Here is a 16,334-nt window from a genome sequence, read left to right as displayed (position 1 = left end):
CCGGGTTCACGAGCCGGTCAGAGCCAGCCCATGTCCTGGGCGGTGCGAATGGCGGCCATGCGGTTGTCCGCGCCCGTCTTGCCGATGGCGTTGGACAGGTAGTTGCGGACGGTGCCCTCGGTGAGGTGCAGGGCCTTGGCGATGCGGGCGACGGTGGCGCCGTCGGCGGCGGCGCGGAGCACCTCGGCCTCGCGGTCGGTGAGCGGGCTCTCCCCGCCGACCATCGCGGCGGCGGCCAGTTCGGTGTCGATGTAGCGGCCGCCCTCGTGCACCCTGCGGATGGCCCCGGCGAGCTGTTCGACGGGGGCGTCCTTGGCGAGGAAGCCCCGGGCCCCGGAGGTCAGGGCGCGGCGCAGGTAACCGGGGCGGCCGAAGCTCGTGAGGATGACGACCCCGCAGTCGGGGGCGCGCTCCTTCAGTTCGGCGGCGGCCTCCAGCCCGGTGGCGCCCGGCATCTCGATGTCCAGGACGGCGACGGCGGCCCCGTGTTCGAGGACGGTGTCGACCACCTGGTCTCCGCGCCCCACCTCGGCGACGACCTCCAGGTCGTCCTCCAGTCCGAGGAGCGCGGCGATCGCTCCTCGCACGAGGTGTTCGTCGTCGGCGAGAACGAGCTTGATCACGGGTGGGGCCTTCCCTGTCGTATCGGGTTCCGGAAGCGGGGGCGCGGTATCGTTTCGGACATTGTGGTGCATAAGTCAATGCGTTCGCGCGGAAACACAGACCGGGGCACACCGCCGACCAGGGCCGGAGCCAACTCGAAACCACGATGTATGGGGCTCTCACCCTGTTCTAACCGACGCCCCCCAAGATGAAGCAAGTCAGTACATCGTCCCGTCAGCCGGAGGATGAGTTGCACCCGAACGACCCGAGTGAAGGTCCGGAGACCGGTGCTGGAGCCGAGCGCGGCGACGCCGAGCACGGTCACACCGGGTCCGGTGCCACGGACCAGCCCGAGACCGGTGAGGCGCGCCCCTTCGAGGGTTCCCTCCCCGACGACGCCGCGAACGAGCAGCCGGGCGAGCCCGGTCCGTCCGCCCCGCGCTTCTCCGCGCCCGAGGGCTCCCAGCCCGGCTGGGCGACCGGCCCCAACGACACCGACCGGGCCTCCTACGTCTTCCCCGGCCCCGACGGCCACGCGGGCTCCGCTCCCGGTCCGGCGCCGGAGGGCCCGCGGCCCGGCGACGGCCCCGAGCGGCCCGGGGGCTTCGGCGGCCCGTTCGACCCGCCCCAGGGCCCGCGGATCGCGGGCCACCAGCCTCCTGGGGCGCCGCCGCCCCAGGGGCCGCACACGGCGGCCTTCATGGCCGGGGGTCACGGCGGCCCGCAGGGGCCGGGTGGCTTCGGCGGAGCACACCCTCAGGGTCCGCACCCCCAGGGTGGTCCGCACTCCCAGGGGCCGCACCAGACGAGTCAGTTCGGACCGTCCCACTACCCGCAGTTCGGCCAGGGACCCTTCCCCGGTCAGCCGCAGGAGGCCCGCAAGAAGCGCGGCACCGGCCGCATCGTGGGCGTGGCGGCGGCTACCGCCCTCGTCACCAGCCTGATCGTCGGCCCGGCCGCCGCCCTGGGAACCGCCTACCTGATGCCCGGCGGGGGCAGTTCCCCGATCAGTTCGCTCACCGGCGAGCAGGGGACGACCGCGACCGAGGGCGCCGTCGGCGACGTCGCCGACGAGGTCCTGCCCAGCGTGGTCTCCATCCAGACCAGCGCGGGCGGCGGCAGCGGTGTCGTCATCTCCTCGGACGGCCAGATCCTGACCAACGCGCACGTGGTGGAGGCCGCCGGTGAGGGCCCCCTGCTGGTGCGGTTCAACGACGGCACCTCGGCGGAGGCGGAGCTGCTCGGGGCCGACCCGGTCTCCGACATCGCCGTGCTCCAGGCCCAGGGCCGTAACGACCTCACCCCCGCGAAGCTCGGCGACTCCGACCAGGTCGGCGTCGGCGGCGACGTGGTGGCGATCGGTTCGCCGCTCGGGCTGTCCGGCACGGTGACCACGGGCGTGGTGAGCGCGCTCAACCGCCCGGTGAACACCGGTGCCACCGAGAGCGGCGGCAGCCAGACCGCGACGGTGATCAACGCGATCCAGACCGACGCCGCGATCAACCCCGGCAACTCCGGCGGCCCGCTGGTGAACATGGCCGGTGAGGTGATCGGGATCAACACCGCGATCGCCGGGCTCTCCCAGGAGAGCGGTTCGGTGGGTCTGGGCTTCGCCATCCCCATCAACCAGGTCCGGCCGATCACCGAGCAGCTGGTCGAGACCGGCAGCGCGAGCTACCCGGCCATCCAGGCCACCATCGCGCCCAGCCCGGTCGGCGGCGCGCAGATCATGGAACTGACCGAGGGCGGGGCCGCCGAGGAGGCGGGCCTGAAGGTCGAGGACGTGATCGTGTCCGTGGACGGGGAGGCCGTTTCCTCTCCGGACCAGCTGATCGCGCTCATCCGCGCCCTGCGGCCCGGTGACGAGGTCACCCTGGGCGTGCTGCCCGGTGGCAGCGGCTCCGAGCAGGAGGTCACGGTGACGCTGGGCGAGCAGAGCGCGGCCGCGGCTGAGGAGGAGGCCTCGGAGATCGAGGAGGACTGACGGGGGCGTCTTCCTTTTCTTTCTCCGATCCCGGGACGGGGGCGGACTGGCCAGGAGGCCGGTCCGCCCCCGTCCGCTGCGCGGGGTGGGGGTTGCGAACCGGTGTCCGAGACGCGGTCATTGTGCCTTGACACACAAAGGCGACCACGGAGAGTATTCTTCCCTGCGCCTTCTGCTACGTCGCCGGTCGCCTCGGCGTCACCGGAAGGTCGGCGACGGTCCATACCGGTGGACCACACTCGTCGTACACCGCACCGGACCAGAGCACGGCCCAGCCGCTCGACGCCTCCAGGAGAACCGGTATGTCCACGTCCTTCGCACCGCAGTCCCCCACCGTTCCCCGGTCGCCGGAGAAGGGTCGCGGGGGGCGCCGCGTCCGGGTCCTCATCGGCACCGACACCTATCCGCCCGACGTGAACGGCGCCGCCTACTTCACCGCCCGCCTGGCCCACGGACTGGCCGAGCGCGGCGCCGAGGTGCACGTCCTGGGCCCCTCGCCCACCGGCCGCCCCTTCGTGGCCGAGCGCGACGGAGTGGTGGAACACCGCCTGCGGTCCATGCCTTCCCTGGCGCACGAGAGCGTGCGCCTGGCCCTGCCGCCCGGGGTGCGCGGGCACCTGAACCGACTCCTGGACCGGCTGCGCCCGGACACCGTGCACATCCAGAACCACTTCGTGGTCGGCAGGATCCTCACCCACGCCGCGCGCGCCCACGGCATCCCGGTGGTGGCCACCAACCACTTCATGCCCGAGAACCTCTTCGACCCCATGCGCATACCCGAGCCCCTGCGCCCGTACGCGGCCCGCCTGGCCTGGTGGGATCTGGGCCGCGTGCTGTCGAAGGTCGAGCACGTGACCACGCCGACCCCGGCCGCCGCGGGTCTCCTGACGGAGCAGGGGTTCGCCCGTCCGGTGGAGCCCGTCTCCTGCGGCATCGATCTGTCCCGGTTCCAGCCGCTGCCCGCCAAGGCACCGGCGGCCGAACGGCGGCGCCTGCGTGAGCGTTTCGGCGTCCCCGACCGCACGACCATGCTGTTCGTGGGCCGTCTGGACGAGGAGAAGAACGCCGACGAGCTGGTCCGGGCCGTGGGGCTCCTGCCCGGCGTCCAGCTGGTGCTGGCCGGGCACGGCGCCCACCGGGACAGGTTGGAGGAGCTGGCCCGCGCGGAGGGGGTCGCCGACCGGGTGGTGTTCCTCGGGTTCGTCGCCCACGAGGACCTGCCCGACGTGTACCGGTGCGCGGACGTGTTCACCATCGCGGGCACCGCCGAGCTCCAGAGCATCGCCACTCTGGAGGCCATGGCCAGCGGACTGCCCCTGGTGGCCGCCGACGCCATGGCCCTGCCCCACCTGGTGGAGGAGGGCCGCAACGGCTACCTGTACCAGCCCGGCCACCCGATCGAGTTGGCCGCACGGACGCGCCTGGTGGTGGAGGACGAGGCCACACGGAAGCGGATGGGCGCGCACAGCAGGTCGATGGCGTCCCGGCACCGTCTGGAGGACTCCCTGGAGCGCTTCGAGCGGATCTACCGAGAGGCGACGGTCGGCGCCCGCCCCTGGTGAGGGCCCCGAGCCGCCCGGGGTCGACCTGGGGTCCGGCCCGGAGTTCTGCCCGGAGTTCGCCCCGGAACCGCTCCGACCCGGAAGTGTCGGTGCCGCCTGGTTCGATGTCCCCAGTCGACACGTGACCGGGAGGACTTCCATGGGTACCTGGGGCAGCGGGAACCTCGACAACGACACGGCCGCCGACCACCTGTCGGCCGTCGTCGACCGGCTCGTCGGGGAGGTCGCCGCGGCGATGGCCGGCGAACCGGTCGAACTGGAGGCCGACGAGTACTGGGGCGACGCCGTCCCGTGCCACCTGGAACTGCTGTACGTCCTCGCGCGTGAGGGCTATTCGGGCGGGCGGCTGCCCGCACCCGAGGTCGTGCTCGGTTGGCGCCGGGTCTACATGGCGGCCTGGGAGCGGAGCATCGACGGGCTCGAACCCTCCCCGGAGTTCAGGGAGGAGCGCCGGGCCGTGCTGCACCGCACCTTCGACCGGCTGGCCGTCGCGGCCGCCCCCGACGCCCCCTCCCTGACCGGCTAGGCGGTTGGCCCCGGAGGCGCTGGCGGAACCCCTGGCGGCGGCCCCGGAGGCGCGCCCGCAGGTCCGGGCGGTGTGGCCGGAGGCCCCGGGGGTGCGGGCGGTGGTCCGTCCTGCGGCGGCCGGTGGAGCGGCAGCTGGAGGCCGATCACCATGCCCCCGCCCTCCCGGTTGCGGGCGAACACCTGACCGCCGTGCGTGTGCGCGATCTCCTTGACCATGGACAGCCCCAGTCCGGAGCCGGGCAGGCCACGCGCGACGGTGGCCCGGAAGAAGCGTTCGAAGAGGTGACCGATCTCGGCCGGGTCCACGCCCGGACCGCGGTCCAGGACCTCCACCACGCCCTGGCGGACCCGGATGACGATCGGCTCGCTCCCCTCGGGGTCGAACTTGGCGGAGTTCTCCACCGGATTGGCCAGGGCCCGTTCCAGGGAGCCGGGCCGTCCCCACACCACGCTGTCGTCCGCGTCCACCAGGATCTCCCTGCCGGTGCGGCGGTGGCTGCGCGCCGCCACCCGCCTGGCGACGTCGGCGAGCACGACCGGGCTCGGGGACTCGTCCTCGTGGTTGCCGGTGGCCAGCCCGACCAGTTCGTTGACCAGCCCGGTCAGCTCGCGGGTCTCCCCCTGGAGGTCGTCGATGAGCCGTTGGCGCCCCTCCGGGCTGAGCCGGTCCACCCGGCCCAGCACCTGCACGTTGGTGTGCAGGCTGGTGAGCGGGGTCCGCAGCTCGTGCGCGGCGTCCTGCACCAGACGGCGCTGTTCGTCCTTGGAGCGTGCCAGGCGGGCCAGCATGGCGTTGAACGCCGTGCTCAGCCGCCCCACCTCGTCGTTGCCCGGCTCCTCCGGGGCGCCGGGTCCTCCGGCCGGATCGCCCTGCTCTCCGTGGGCGTTCCGGTTCGGGGTGACCGGGTCCAGGCGTCCGGTGGAGCTGACGTACTCGGCGGCGTTGGTGAGCCGGACCAGGCGGCCGGTGATGCGGTGGCCCGCCAGCCAGCCCACCGAGGCCGCGCACAGGGCGACCAGCAGGCCGACCCACAGGATCTGGGTGGCCAGCCGCCCGATCATCTGCTCCACGGGGGAAAGCCGTTGCAGGAGCTGGATCGCGCCGCGCCCCTCCCCCAGGGACACGGTGCCCACCCGGTACTCCTGGCCCTGGATCCGGGTCTCCCTGGTGTCCACAACCCCGGCGCCCTCGGCCCGGGCCACCTCCAGGTCCGCGGAGGTGGGGTGGAAGGAGGAGAGTTCGTGCCGGTTGGCGAGCAGCCGCGCCCAGGTGCCGTCCGGGGTGAGGATCTGCGCGTCCAGGCTGCCGGGCGCCAGGAAGGTGAAGGTGTTGCCGTCCGGGGCGTCCTGGTTGTTCTGCGCGGAGACCACGAGCTGCCGGGACAGGTTCTGCACGGCCTCGTCGAACTCGCTCTCGGCGTCGGCCCGGATGAGCGCGGCGGCGGTGCTGTAGGCCAGGGTGCCGACGAGGGCGATGGTGAACGCCGCGACCAGGGCGAAGAGCACGGCGAACCGGGTGCCGAGGCGCCACTCCCTCGGGTGCAGGACCATGCTGGCGCGCGAGGGCCCCGGGGAAGCGGGCGTCGGTGCGGGTTCGGGAGCGGACACGGGCCTCACCCCTGGGGACGCAGCGTGTACCCGACGCCCCGGACCGTCTGGATCAGCGGCGGACCGCCGTCCTCCAGCTTGCGGCGCAGGTAGCTGATGTAGACCGCGAGGTTCTTGGACTCCGGACCGAAGTCGTAGCCCCAGATGCGGTCGTAGATGGTGGCGTGGTCGAGCACGATCCCCGAGTTGCGCATGAGCAGTTCGAGCAGGTCGAACTCGGTCTTGGACAGCTCGATCTCGCGTTCGCCCCGCCAGACCCGGCGGGCCCGGGCGTCCAGCCGCAGCTCGCCCACCCGTAGAGGAGCGTCCCCGTCGACCTCCTCGGGCACGGGCGCGGCGCGGCGCAGCAGTGCGCGCAGTCGCGCCAGGAGTTCGTCGAGCTCGAAGGGCTTGGCGAGGTAGTCGTCGGCCCCGGCGTCCAGCCCCGCCACCCGCTCCGGGGTCTCCACCCTGGCGGTGAGCATGAGGATGGGGGTCCTGTCCTGTTCGGCGCGCAGCACGCGGGCCACTCCGAGCCCGTCGACCCCGGGCATCATCACGTCCAGGACGAGCAGGTCCACGGGGTCGGCGTGGACGGCGGCCAGCGCCTGGACGCCGTCCGCCGCCGTCCGCACCGTGTACCCCTCCAGTTGGAGGGCGCGTTCCAGGGACTCCCTGATGGCCCGGTCATCGTCGGCGATCAGGACGGTGGCGGTGCTTTCCATGGGGGACATGCTCTCCCACCTTGGTGAGAGGTCGGTAAGAGGCGGGCCGGAAGGGTGCGAGACCGGTGGTCGCGGGTCAGGCGCCGGGTTCGAACGCGCGGGTGCGGGTGAGTCCGGCGGCGCGGCCCTTGCCCGCCACGACCAGAGCCATCTTGCGGGAGGCCTCGTCGAGCATCTCCTCGCCGAGCATGACGGCGCCGCGCCGGTCGACGGTGGTGGCGTGCTGGTAGGCGTCCAGGATCAGCTCGGCGTGGTCGTAGTCCTCCTGGGTCGGCGCGTAGGCCTCGTTGGCCGCCTCCACCTGGAGCGGGTGCAGGACCCACTTGCCGTCGAACCCGAGCGCGGCGGTGCGCCCTGCCGCCCTGCGGAAGGCGTCGACGTCGCGGATCTGGAGGTAGGGGCCGTCGATGGCCTGGAGGCCGTGGGCGCGGGCCGCCACGAGGATGCGCATGAGGACGTGGTGGTAGGCGTCACCGGTGTCGTAGCCGGGCGGCTGCTCCCCCACGACCAGGCTCTTCATGTTGACCGAGGCCATGAAGTCGGCGGGTCCGTAGACCAGCGTCTCCAGGCGGGGCGAGGCGGCGGCGATCCGATCCACCTCGACCAGGCCCTTGGCGTCCTCGATCTGCGCCTCGATCCCGATCCGGCCGACCGGCAGGTCCGAGGCGCGTTCGATCTGGGTGAGGAGGGTGTCCAGCCAGTGGACGTCCCGGGCCTCGGTGACCTTGGGCAGGACCAGGGTGTCCAGGTGCGCCCCGGCACCCTCGACGACGGCGATGACGTCGCGGTAGGCCCACTCGGTGGCGACGTCGTTGACGCGCACCGACCGGACCCGGCCCTCCCAGCCGCCGTCGTTGAGCGCCCGGACCACGGTGGCGCGGGCGGCCTCCTTCTCCGTCGGCGCTACGGCGTCCTCCAGGTCCAGGAAGAAGGCGTCGGTTTCCAGTCCCCGGGCCTTCTCCACGAACCGGGGGTTGGACCCCGGGACCGCGAGTACCGACCGCCGTGACCTGAGCTCACCCATCTTCGCCTGCTCCCTTGCGCGTGTGTCCTGGTGTTGGCTGCGCGGATCATCATCGCACCGCGACCGGTCGCCGCAGGAGGCGCGTCCCCCCGCGCTGCGTAGAGTGTGACCTGGGAGGGGGTCGTACCCCCGTCCGGGGTCACGCAGGGGAACACGGGAGTGCACATGTCCGCGACGCTTCGCCCGACCAGCGCCCACTGGGGCAGCTACCAGGTCGAGGTCCACGACGACCGGGTGGTCGGCGTGCGCGCCAACCCAGAGGACCCGGAGGCGTCGCCGGTCATCGGCAACACCCCCGTGGCGCAGCACCACCGCACCAGGGTGGCCCGCCCAGCGGTGCGCCGCCGCTGGCTGGAGCACGGGCCCGGACCCGACTCCCTCCGGGGCGACCCCGAGGACTCCTACGTGGAGGTGGAGTGGTCCACCGTCCTGGACCTGCTGGCCGGGGAGCTGGACAGGGTGCGTTCGGAGCACGGCAACGAGGCGATCTTCGGGGGTTCCTACGGCTGGGGCAGTGCGGGCCGCGTCCACCACGCGCAGAGCCAGCTGCACCGGTTCCTCAACACCATCGGCGGTTACACGCGGTCGGTGAACACCTACAGCCACGCCGCCCTGGAGGTGCTGTTCCCGCACCTGATCGGCACGCGGGCGGCCAACCGCCTGTTCCGGCGGGTGCCGTCCTGGAAGCGCATCCGCGAGCACACGGAGCTCCTGGTGAGCTTCGGCGGGCTGCGGGTGAGCAACACGTGGACGACCTCGGGCGGACGGGACTCGCAGACCGCCGCCCAGGCGATGCGCGCGGCCTCGGACGCCGGGGTGGAGTTCGTCTCGGTGTCGCCGTTGCGCGACGACACCGACGCCGGGGTGAAGTCGGCGTGGGTCTCGCTCCGGCCGGGGACGGACACCGCCGTGATGCTGGCCCTCATGCACGTGCTGTTCTCCGAGGGGCTGGCAGACACCGCCTTCCTCGACCGCTACACGGAGGGCGCGGACCGCGTGCGCGCCTACGTCATGGGTGAGCGGGACGAGCGCGGGAACCCCGGAGGGGTGGAGCGCTCCCCCGAGTGGGCCGAGCGGGTGAGCGGGGTGCCCGCCGCGGACCTGCGCGCGCTGGCCCGGCGGATGGCTGAGAAGCGCACGCTGGTGAACGTGGGCTGGTCGCTCCAGCGGGCGAGGTACGGCGAGCAGCCGCTGTGGGCGGGGTTCGCGCTGGCCTGCGTCCTGGGCCAGGTGGGGCTGCCCGGGGCGGGGTTCGCGTCGGGGTACGGCTCCATGGGCAACTACGGGGGCGGGGCCACCCCGTTGGGGCTGCCGCGCATGCCCCAGGGGAACAACGCCGTGACCGCCTTCATCCCGGTCGCTCAGGTCTCCGACATGCTGCTGCGTCCCGGGCAGGCCTACGACTTCAACGGCGAGCGCCGCGTCTTCCCGGACATCCGGCTCGTGTACTGGGCGGGCGGCAACCCCTTCCACCACCATCAGGACCTGGCCCGGCTGACCAGGGCTTTCGGCCGTCCTGACACCGTGGTGGTGCACGAGACGCACTGGACCGCCACCGCCCGGCACGCCGACATCGTGATCCCCTCGACCACCGTGCTGGAGCGGGACGACATGGCCGCCAGCCACGGTGATCTGGCGCTGCGCGCGATGCCGCGCCTGGTCGCGCCGCACGGGCAGGCCCGCGACGAGTACGACACCTACACCGACCTGGCCGAACGTCTGGGTGTGCGGGAGGAGTTCACCGAGGGGCGGACCAGCGGCGAGTGGGCGCGGGTGGCCTACGAGCGGTGGCGGTCGCTGCTGGCCCGCCGTGACCTGGAGACCCCCGGCTTCGACGAGTTCTGGGAGCGGGGGCGGATCGAGATGCCCGGCCGGGTCGAGGACGAGACCCACCTGGGCGAGTTCCGCGAGGATCCTGAGGCCAACGCGCTGCGGACGCCGAGCGGGCGGATCGAGCTGTACTCGGAGACCATCGCGTCCTTCGGCTACGCGGACTGCCCCGGGCACCCGGTCTGGCTGCCCGGTCCGGTGGTCACCGGCGTCGACGACGCGGATCTGCCGCTGGTGCTGGTCGCCAACCAACCTGCCACCCGGCTGCACAGTCAGCAGGACATGGGCGCCTACAGCGCCTCACGGAAGGTCGACGGCCGCGACCCGGTGCGGATGCACCCCGACGACGCCGAGCGGGCCGGGGTCCGCGACGGCGACGTGGTGCGTGTGTCGGGTGCGCGGGGTTCGTGCCTTGCCGGTCTGGTGGTGAGCGAGGCCCTGCGGCCCGGGGTGGTCCAGCTCTCGACCGGCGCCTGGTACGACCCCTCGGGGACCGACGTCACCTGCGTGCACGGCAACCCGAACGCGCTCACCGAGGACGTGGGCACCTCGTCGCTGTCCCAGGGGTGCACCGGTCAGCTGGTGCGGGTTCGGGTGGAGCCGTACGAGGGTGCTCCGCCACGCGTCCGCGCCTTCGACCCGCCGCTGGGCGTGGAGCCGTTCGAGGGCTGACCGGGGGCACGGCGGAGTACCCACCATGGGTGGGACCCGCGCGTTCCCTGGGGCGTTCGCCGCCGGGCCGCCCCGGGCCGCCCCGGTCCGGCCCCACTGGCAGCGTTCTCAGTCGGACCACGCACTGGAACGGAATCCGAGCCCCGCGTTCCCTGGGGGGTGCGGCCTCGGTCCGGAGCGTGGGGGTCCGAGCACGGTCCCGGCCCCGTGTCGGCCCACCAGCGGCGTCTCTGTCGGACCACCCTCAAGCCCGAATCCGGGCCCCGGTCCACCTGGCGTGTTCAACCCGGGCCGGAGGGCTCGGGCACACCATCCCGGCCCGTCGGTCGCACCGGCGAACCATCTCAGTCGGCGGCGGTCTCCGCGGTGAGCTGGCGCATCGTGTGCTCGGCCGCCTCGTCGATGTGCGCGCGCATGAGTTCGGCGGCCAGCTCGCCGTCCCGGTCCCGGAGCGCGGCCATGATCGCGTGGTGCTGTTCCGACGACGCGTGGGCACGCCCCACGAGGCTGATCGCCTGGTAGGGGACCCCGTTCCACAGCCGGTCGATGAAGTCCATGAGGTAGTCGGAGCGGGCCGCGCCGTAGACCGTCCGGTGGAAGCGGACGTTGAGTCCGGTGATGTCCTCGTTGCGCCCGTCCTCGACGGCCCGGTCGAGGACCTTCAGGGCCTCCGCCATCTCCTCCAGCTGCGCGTCCGTGGCCTGCTCCGCGGCCAGCCGGGCCGCCATGGGTTCGAGGACGAGGCGGAGCCGGTACACGTCCTCCGCCCGCTCGGGGGTGCACTGGGCGACGACTGCCCCGAGGTTGGCCTTCTGCTCGATGAGGCCGTGGGCCGCGAGCATCCGGAGGGCGTCCCGCACGGGGGTCAGGCTCATCCCGAGCCTGCGCGCGAGGTCCTGGAGCCGTAGCCGCTCCCCCGGGGGCAGCTCTCCCGAGCGGATGGCGTCACGCAGTGCGCGGTAGGCCACCTCGGATTTGGTCGGGGCTTCCGCGCGCTCGATCGACATGGGGATCAGACTATCGCACCTTGGCATTTTGTCATTTATAAATTATTGTCACTTTCGTCGCCGTTCGTGCCACGCGTCACATCCACCAGTGACGCGCGGCGCACGCGGCCACCGTGAGCGGTGGTCCGATCCGCCCGACCCCCAACCGCGCCTCCCCGCCAGGAGGCGCCGAAGGAGTTACCCATGCCCTCTCTGGACGGTGTCACCGTCGTCTCCATCGAGCAGGCGGTCGCGGCCCCCTTCGCCACCCGTCAGCTCGCCGACCTCGGCGCCCGGGTGATCAAGGTGGAGCGCCCCGGCTCGGGCGACTTCGCACGCGGCTACGACACCACCGTCCAGGGGATGTCGAGCCACTTCGTCTGGATCAACCGGGGCAAGGAGAGCCTCGCCCTGGACATCAAGGACCCCGACGACGCGGAGCTGCTCGGCAAGCTCATCGACCGCGCCGACGTGTTCGTGCAGAACCTGGCGCCCGGCGCCGCCGAGCGGGCCGGGTTCGGCGCCGACGCGCTCCGGGCGCGCAACCCGCGGCTGATCACCTGCCAGATCTCCGGTTACGGCACCGAGGGCCCCTACCGCGACAAGAAGGCCTACGACCTGCTCATCCAGTGCGAGGCCGGGCTCCTGTCGATCACCGGCTCCGAGGAGGAACCCGCCAAGGCCGGGGTGTCGATCGCCGACATCTCCGCCGGAATGTACGCCTACTCCGGGATCCTGGCGGCCCTGTACGAACGCGAGGCCACCGGTGCGGGCACCCACGTGGACGTCGCCATGCTGGACGCCCTCGGCGAGTGGATGGGCTACCCGTACTACTACGCGAACTACGGGGGGACGGCCCCCCGGCGCACCGGGGCCCGCCACGCCTCCATCTCCCCCTACGGCCCCTTCCGGACCGGGGACGGCGCCGAGGTGTTCCTCGCGGTGCAGAACGACCGCGAGTGGCAGGCCCTGTGCACGCGTGTGCTGGGCCGCCCCGAACTCGCCTCCGCCCCCGAGCTGGCGACCAACAGTGACCGCGTGCGCAACCAGGAGCGGGTCGCCGAGGCCGTGGAGGCGTCCTTCGCCGACCTCACCGCGGACGGCGCGACCACTCGGCTGGACGCGGCGGGGATCGCCAACGCGCGCCTGCGCACCATGGCCGAGTTCGCCGACCACCCTCAGCTCGCGGCCCGCAACCGTTGGCGCGAGGTCGACACACCGCAGGGACCCGTCAGGGCGCTGCTCCCACCGGTGACGCCGGGTGGCGTCGAGCCCGTGATGGGACCGGTCCCGGCTCTGGGGGAACACACCGACGCCATCCGCGCCGAACTCGCCGAGTCCCCGCCCTGCGGCGCCTCTCCGGCAGGTTCCGCCGGAACCGGGAGGGCCTCGTGACGAACCCCCTGCCCGAGGAGGGCGTCTCGGAGGCACCTCTGTCGGAAACCCCCGTGTCGGAGATCCCCTACACCGGACCGCTCCCCCTGGGCCCGGACACCACCGAGTACCGCCTCGTCGGCACCGAGGGCCTCCGGTCGCGCTCCGTCGCCGGTCGCCCCTTCCTTGAGGTCGAGCCCCGGGTGCTGCGGACCCTGACCCGGCAGGCCATGGAGGACATGGCCCATCTGCTGCGCCCGTCCCACCTCGCGCAGCTGCGCTCGATCGTCGACGACCCCGAGGCCAGCGGCAACGACCGCTTCGTCGCCTCCGACCTGCTGCGCAACGCGGCGGTCGCCGCCGGGGGCGTGCTTCCGATGTGCCAGGACACCGGCACGGCCGTGGTCATCGGGCAGCGGAGCAACGCGGTGCTGACCGACGGGGACGACCACCGGCAGATCTCGGCCGGGGTGTACGACGCCTACTCCCGCCTCAACCTGCGCTACTCCCAGATGGCGCCGCTGACCATGTGGGACGAGGTCAACACCGGCACCAACCTGCCCGCGCAGATCGACATCAAGCTCCTGCCGGGCAACGAGCCCCGGTACGAACTGCTGTTCATGGCCAAGGGCGGCGGGAGCGCGAACAAGACCTTCCTGTACCAGGAGAGCAAGGCCGTGCTCGAGGAGGAGCGCATGCTCGCCTTCCTGGAGGAGCGGCTCCGCTCCCTGGGCACCGCGGCCTGCCCGCCCTACCACCTGGCGATCGTCGTCGGCGGTTCGAGCGCCGACCAGGCGCTCACCGTCGCCAAGCTCGCGTCCACGCGCCAGCTCGACGCGCTGCCCGAACGGGGATCGCCCCTGGGCCACGGCTTCCGCGACCACGCCTTCGAGCGGCGCGTGCACGAGCTGACCCGCCGGATCGGCTACGGAGCCCAGTTCGGCGGCAAGTACTTCTGCCACGACGTCCGCGTCGTGCGGCTGCCCCGCCACGGCGGCTCGCTTCCGATCGCGATGGCGGTGTCCTGCTCCGCCGACCGCCAGGCCAAGGCGGTGCTCACCCCGGAGGGCGCCTTCCTGGAACGGCTGGAGACCGACCCGGCCCGGTTCCAGCCGCCGGTCTCCGACGAACGGCTCTCCCAGGACGCGCTGCGCGTGGACCTGGACCAGCCCATGGACCGGATCCGCTCACAGCTTTCCGGTGTCCCCGTCGGCACGCGGGTCAGTCTCGACGGCACCATCGTGGTGGCCCGCGACATCGCGCACGCCCGTGTCCGGGCCGCCCTGGAGCGCGGCGAGCCGATGCCCGCGTACCTGAGGGACCACCCCGTCTACTACGCCGGTCCGGCCAAGACCCCGGACGGGCGCCCGTCCGGTTCCTTCGGCCCGACCACGGCGGGACGCATGGACGGCTACGTCGAGGAGTTCCAGCGCGCCGGGGGCTCGCTGGTCATGTTGGCCAAGGGGAACCGCTCGCGGCAGGTCGTCGACGCGTGCCGCAGGCACGGCGGCTTCTATCTGGGGTCCGTCGGCGGACCCGCCGCCCGTCTGGCCGAGGAGTGCATCCGCGAGGTCGAGGTCCTGGACCACTCCGACCTCGGCATGGAGGCGGTCTGGCGGATCCGCGTCGAGGACTTCCCGGCGTTCCTCGTGATCAACGACAAGGGTGACGACTTCTTCGCGCCCATCGCCTCCCCGACCCTGAACATCACCCCCCGCCCCGGGGTCTGACCCCGTCCGGACAGAGGAACCCCCATGGCAAGACAGAACGGTCGCGGCGGCGGTCGAGGAACGCCGTCACCGGCGCCCGGAGACACGGCTCCCCAGGCCCCGGACGAGCGACCCGAGGCCTCCTCCGGCGCTCCGCCCGCCGGCCCCACCCTCGAAGCCGGAACCGGGACCGCCGGGACCGCCGGGGCCTCCGGGACCGGCACGACCGACACCGGAACCGCAGAGACCGGGACCGGAACCGCCGAGACCGAGCGCATGCCGTTGCGGCGCGCGATCGGGCTCGGGCTGGGCCCCGTGCTGGGACTGGTCGTGTTCGCCCTCCTGGCTGGCGGCCGGAACGAGCTGACGACCTCCGCGTGCGTGGTCGCGGCCGTGACCGTCCTGATGGCCGTCTGGTGGATGACCGAGGCGGTGCCGTTCGCGGTGACCGCGCTGCTACCGATCGCCCTCTACCCCGTGTTCGGGGTCGCGGACGTCACCACGGTCGCCGCCCCCTACGCCTCCGACATCGTGTTCCTGTTCCTGGGCGGTTTCGTCCTGGCCCTGGCCATGCAGAGGTGGGGGCTGCACCGCCGGGTCGCCCTGCGCATCGTTCTGGCAGTGGGCACCCGGCCCACCCGTCTGATCGGCGGGTTCATGCTCGCCACCGCGCTGATCAGCATGTGGGTGAGCTCGACGGCCACGGCGATGATGATGCTGCCTATGGGGCTGTCCATCCTGGCGCTGCTCAGGAAGGACGGCGTGGAAATCGACCGGAACTTCTCGGTCTGCCTCATGCTGGGCGTCGCCTACGGCGCCACGATGAGCACGACGGCGACGATCGTCGCCACTCCGGGCAACGCGTTCGTGGTCGCCTACATGTCCCAGACCCACGGCATCGAGATCACCTTCGCCCAGTGGATGCTCGTGGGAACGCCGCTGTCGATGCTGTTCCTGGTGATCGCCTGGTTCCTGCTGACCCGGTTCGTCTTCCCGCCGCGCATCACGGAGATCCCCGGGGGCGAGGATCTCGTCCGCAGCCAGCTGCGCGATCTGGGCCGCATGGGCCGCGGCGAGCGCATCATCGCGACCCTGTTCACCGCGACCGCGCTGTCGTGGGTGTTCGTCCCCTTCCTCGCGAACTGGGCGCCGCTGGCCGAGCTCGCACCGTGGCTGGGGCGCGTCTCGGAGGCGGGCATCGCCATCGTCGCCGCGATCGCCTGCTTCGTCCTGCCCGTCCGCGCCCGCCGGGGCCAGATGCTGATGCGCTGGGAGGACGCCGCCGACGTTCCCTGGGGAATCCTGCTGATGTTCGGCGGCGGTCTGAGCATGTCCGCGATGATCACCCACACGGGGCTGAGCGACTGGCTGGGCGGGCACGTCGCGTTCCTCTCGGGCGTCCCGGTGGTGGTCACGGTCGTGGTGGTCGCCGTGCTGATCCTGGTCCTGACCGAACTGACCAGCACCACCGCCACGATCGCCACGTACGTCCCGGTGATGGCGGGCATCTCGGCCGGACTGGGACACGACCCGCTGCTGCTGGTGATGACGACCGTCTTCGCCGCCGGGTTCGCCTTCATGCTGCCGATCGCCACCCCGCCCAACGCCATCGCGATCGCCTCGGGCCACGTGACCATCGGCCAGATGATGCGTGGAGGGGTCTGGCTCAACCTCGTGGCCATGGCCCTGGTCCCACTGGCGATCTTCACCCTGGCCTCCTGGGTCCTGGGCCTCTGACCCGCCACACGAG

12 protein-coding genes are annotated in these 16,334 nt (G+C 72.5%); 7 read left to right on the top strand and 5 right to left on the bottom strand.

All coding sequences use genetic code 11. From position 1 onward, the window contains the following. Positions 1-17: 17 nt before the first annotated feature. On the bottom strand, positions 18-623 hold the full coding sequence (locus BDW27_RS24560) for a response regulator transcription factor (protein WP_110051973.1): 606 nt from the start codon (positions 621-623) through the stop codon (positions 18-20). A 230-nt stretch (positions 624-853) separates the two neighbouring features. Between BDW27_RS24560 and BDW27_RS24555 the strand changes: the two genes are divergently transcribed. From BDW27_RS24555 to BDW27_RS24545, 3 genes are all read left to right on the top strand, one after another. Continuing rightward, positions 854-2,587, top strand: a complete 1,734-nt coding sequence (locus BDW27_RS24555; protein ID WP_110051971.1) for a S1C family serine protease — start codon at positions 854-856, stop codon at positions 2,585-2,587. A 302-nt stretch (positions 2,588-2,889) separates the two neighbouring features. Beyond that, entirely contained in the window at positions 2,890-4,149 is a 1,260-nt protein-coding gene (locus BDW27_RS24550) for a glycosyltransferase (protein WP_110051969.1), read from the top strand. A 139-nt stretch (positions 4,150-4,288) separates the two neighbouring features. Further along, a complete protein-coding gene (locus BDW27_RS24545; protein WP_110051967.1) occupies positions 4,289-4,675 on the top strand; it encodes a DUF4259 domain-containing protein in 387 nt (128 codons plus the stop codon). Here BDW27_RS24545 and BDW27_RS24540 read toward each other — a convergent pair. The 3 genes from BDW27_RS24540 to BDW27_RS24530 form a co-directional block, all read right to left on the bottom strand. After that, positions 4,672-6,228 carry a HAMP domain-containing sensor histidine kinase gene (locus BDW27_RS24540; RefSeq protein WP_110051964.1) on the bottom strand — a complete coding sequence of 519 codons (1,557 nt, stop codon included), beginning with the start codon at positions 6,226-6,228 and terminating at the stop codon, positions 4,672-4,674. The genes BDW27_RS24545 and BDW27_RS24540 overlap by 4 nt on opposite strands. Before the next feature lie 62 nt (positions 6,229-6,290). Further along, positions 6,291-6,989: a response regulator transcription factor gene (locus BDW27_RS24535; protein ID WP_026129659.1), complete on the bottom strand. Its 699-nt coding sequence runs from the start codon at positions 6,987-6,989 to the stop codon at positions 6,291-6,293. Positions 6,990-7,065: 76 nt separating this feature from the next. Then, the gene (locus BDW27_RS24530) at positions 7,066-8,013 is read right to left on the bottom strand and encodes a CoA ester lyase (protein WP_017546848.1); all 948 of its coding nucleotides are present in this window, start codon (positions 8,011-8,013) and stop codon (positions 7,066-7,068) included. Between the two features lie 165 nt (positions 8,014-8,178). Here BDW27_RS24530 and BDW27_RS24525 point away from each other — a divergent pair, with 165 nt between their 5' ends. After that, on the top strand, positions 8,179-10,515 hold the full coding sequence (locus tag BDW27_RS24525; protein WP_199560758.1) for a molybdopterin-dependent oxidoreductase: 2,337 nt from the start codon (positions 8,179-8,181) through the stop codon (positions 10,513-10,515). 344 nt (positions 10,516-10,859) lie between these two features. Here BDW27_RS24525 and BDW27_RS24520 read toward each other — a convergent pair whose 3' ends face one another. After that, positions 10,860-11,522, bottom strand: a complete 663-nt coding sequence (locus tag BDW27_RS24520; protein WP_017546846.1) for a GntR family transcriptional regulator — start codon at positions 11,520-11,522, stop codon at positions 10,860-10,862. 183 nt (positions 11,523-11,705) lie between these two features. On the opposite strand from BDW27_RS24520, the gene BDW27_RS24515 reads away from it, so the two are divergent. From BDW27_RS24515 to BDW27_RS24505, 3 genes are read left to right on the top strand one after another with little or no spacing between them, the layout of a single operon-like run. Beyond that, positions 11,706-12,896: a CaiB/BaiF CoA-transferase family protein gene (locus BDW27_RS24515; protein ID WP_110051963.1), complete on the top strand. Its 1,191-nt coding sequence runs from the start codon at positions 11,706-11,708 to the stop codon at positions 12,894-12,896. A 53-nt stretch (positions 12,897-12,949) separates the two neighbouring features. Then, complete coding sequence (locus BDW27_RS24510) at positions 12,950-14,605, top strand: FumA C-terminus/TtdB family hydratase beta subunit (protein WP_110051999.1); 1,656 nt, start codon at positions 12,950-12,952, stop codon at positions 14,603-14,605. Between the two features lie 24 nt (positions 14,606-14,629). After that, positions 14,630-16,321, top strand: coding sequence for a DASS family sodium-coupled anion symporter (locus tag BDW27_RS24505; RefSeq protein ID WP_110051961.1), 1,692 nt, complete (start codon positions 14,630-14,632; stop codon positions 16,319-16,321). Positions 16,322-16,334: the final 13 nt, after the last annotated feature.

The organism is Nocardiopsis sp. L17-MgMaSL7, from assembly GCF_003182025.1.
Taxonomy (GTDB): Bacteria; Actinomycetota; Actinomycetes; order Streptosporangiales; family Streptosporangiaceae; genus Nocardiopsis; species Nocardiopsis prasina.
Note: the sequence above shows the minus strand (reverse complement) of the source record. Positions and strands in the feature narration are given on the sequence as shown.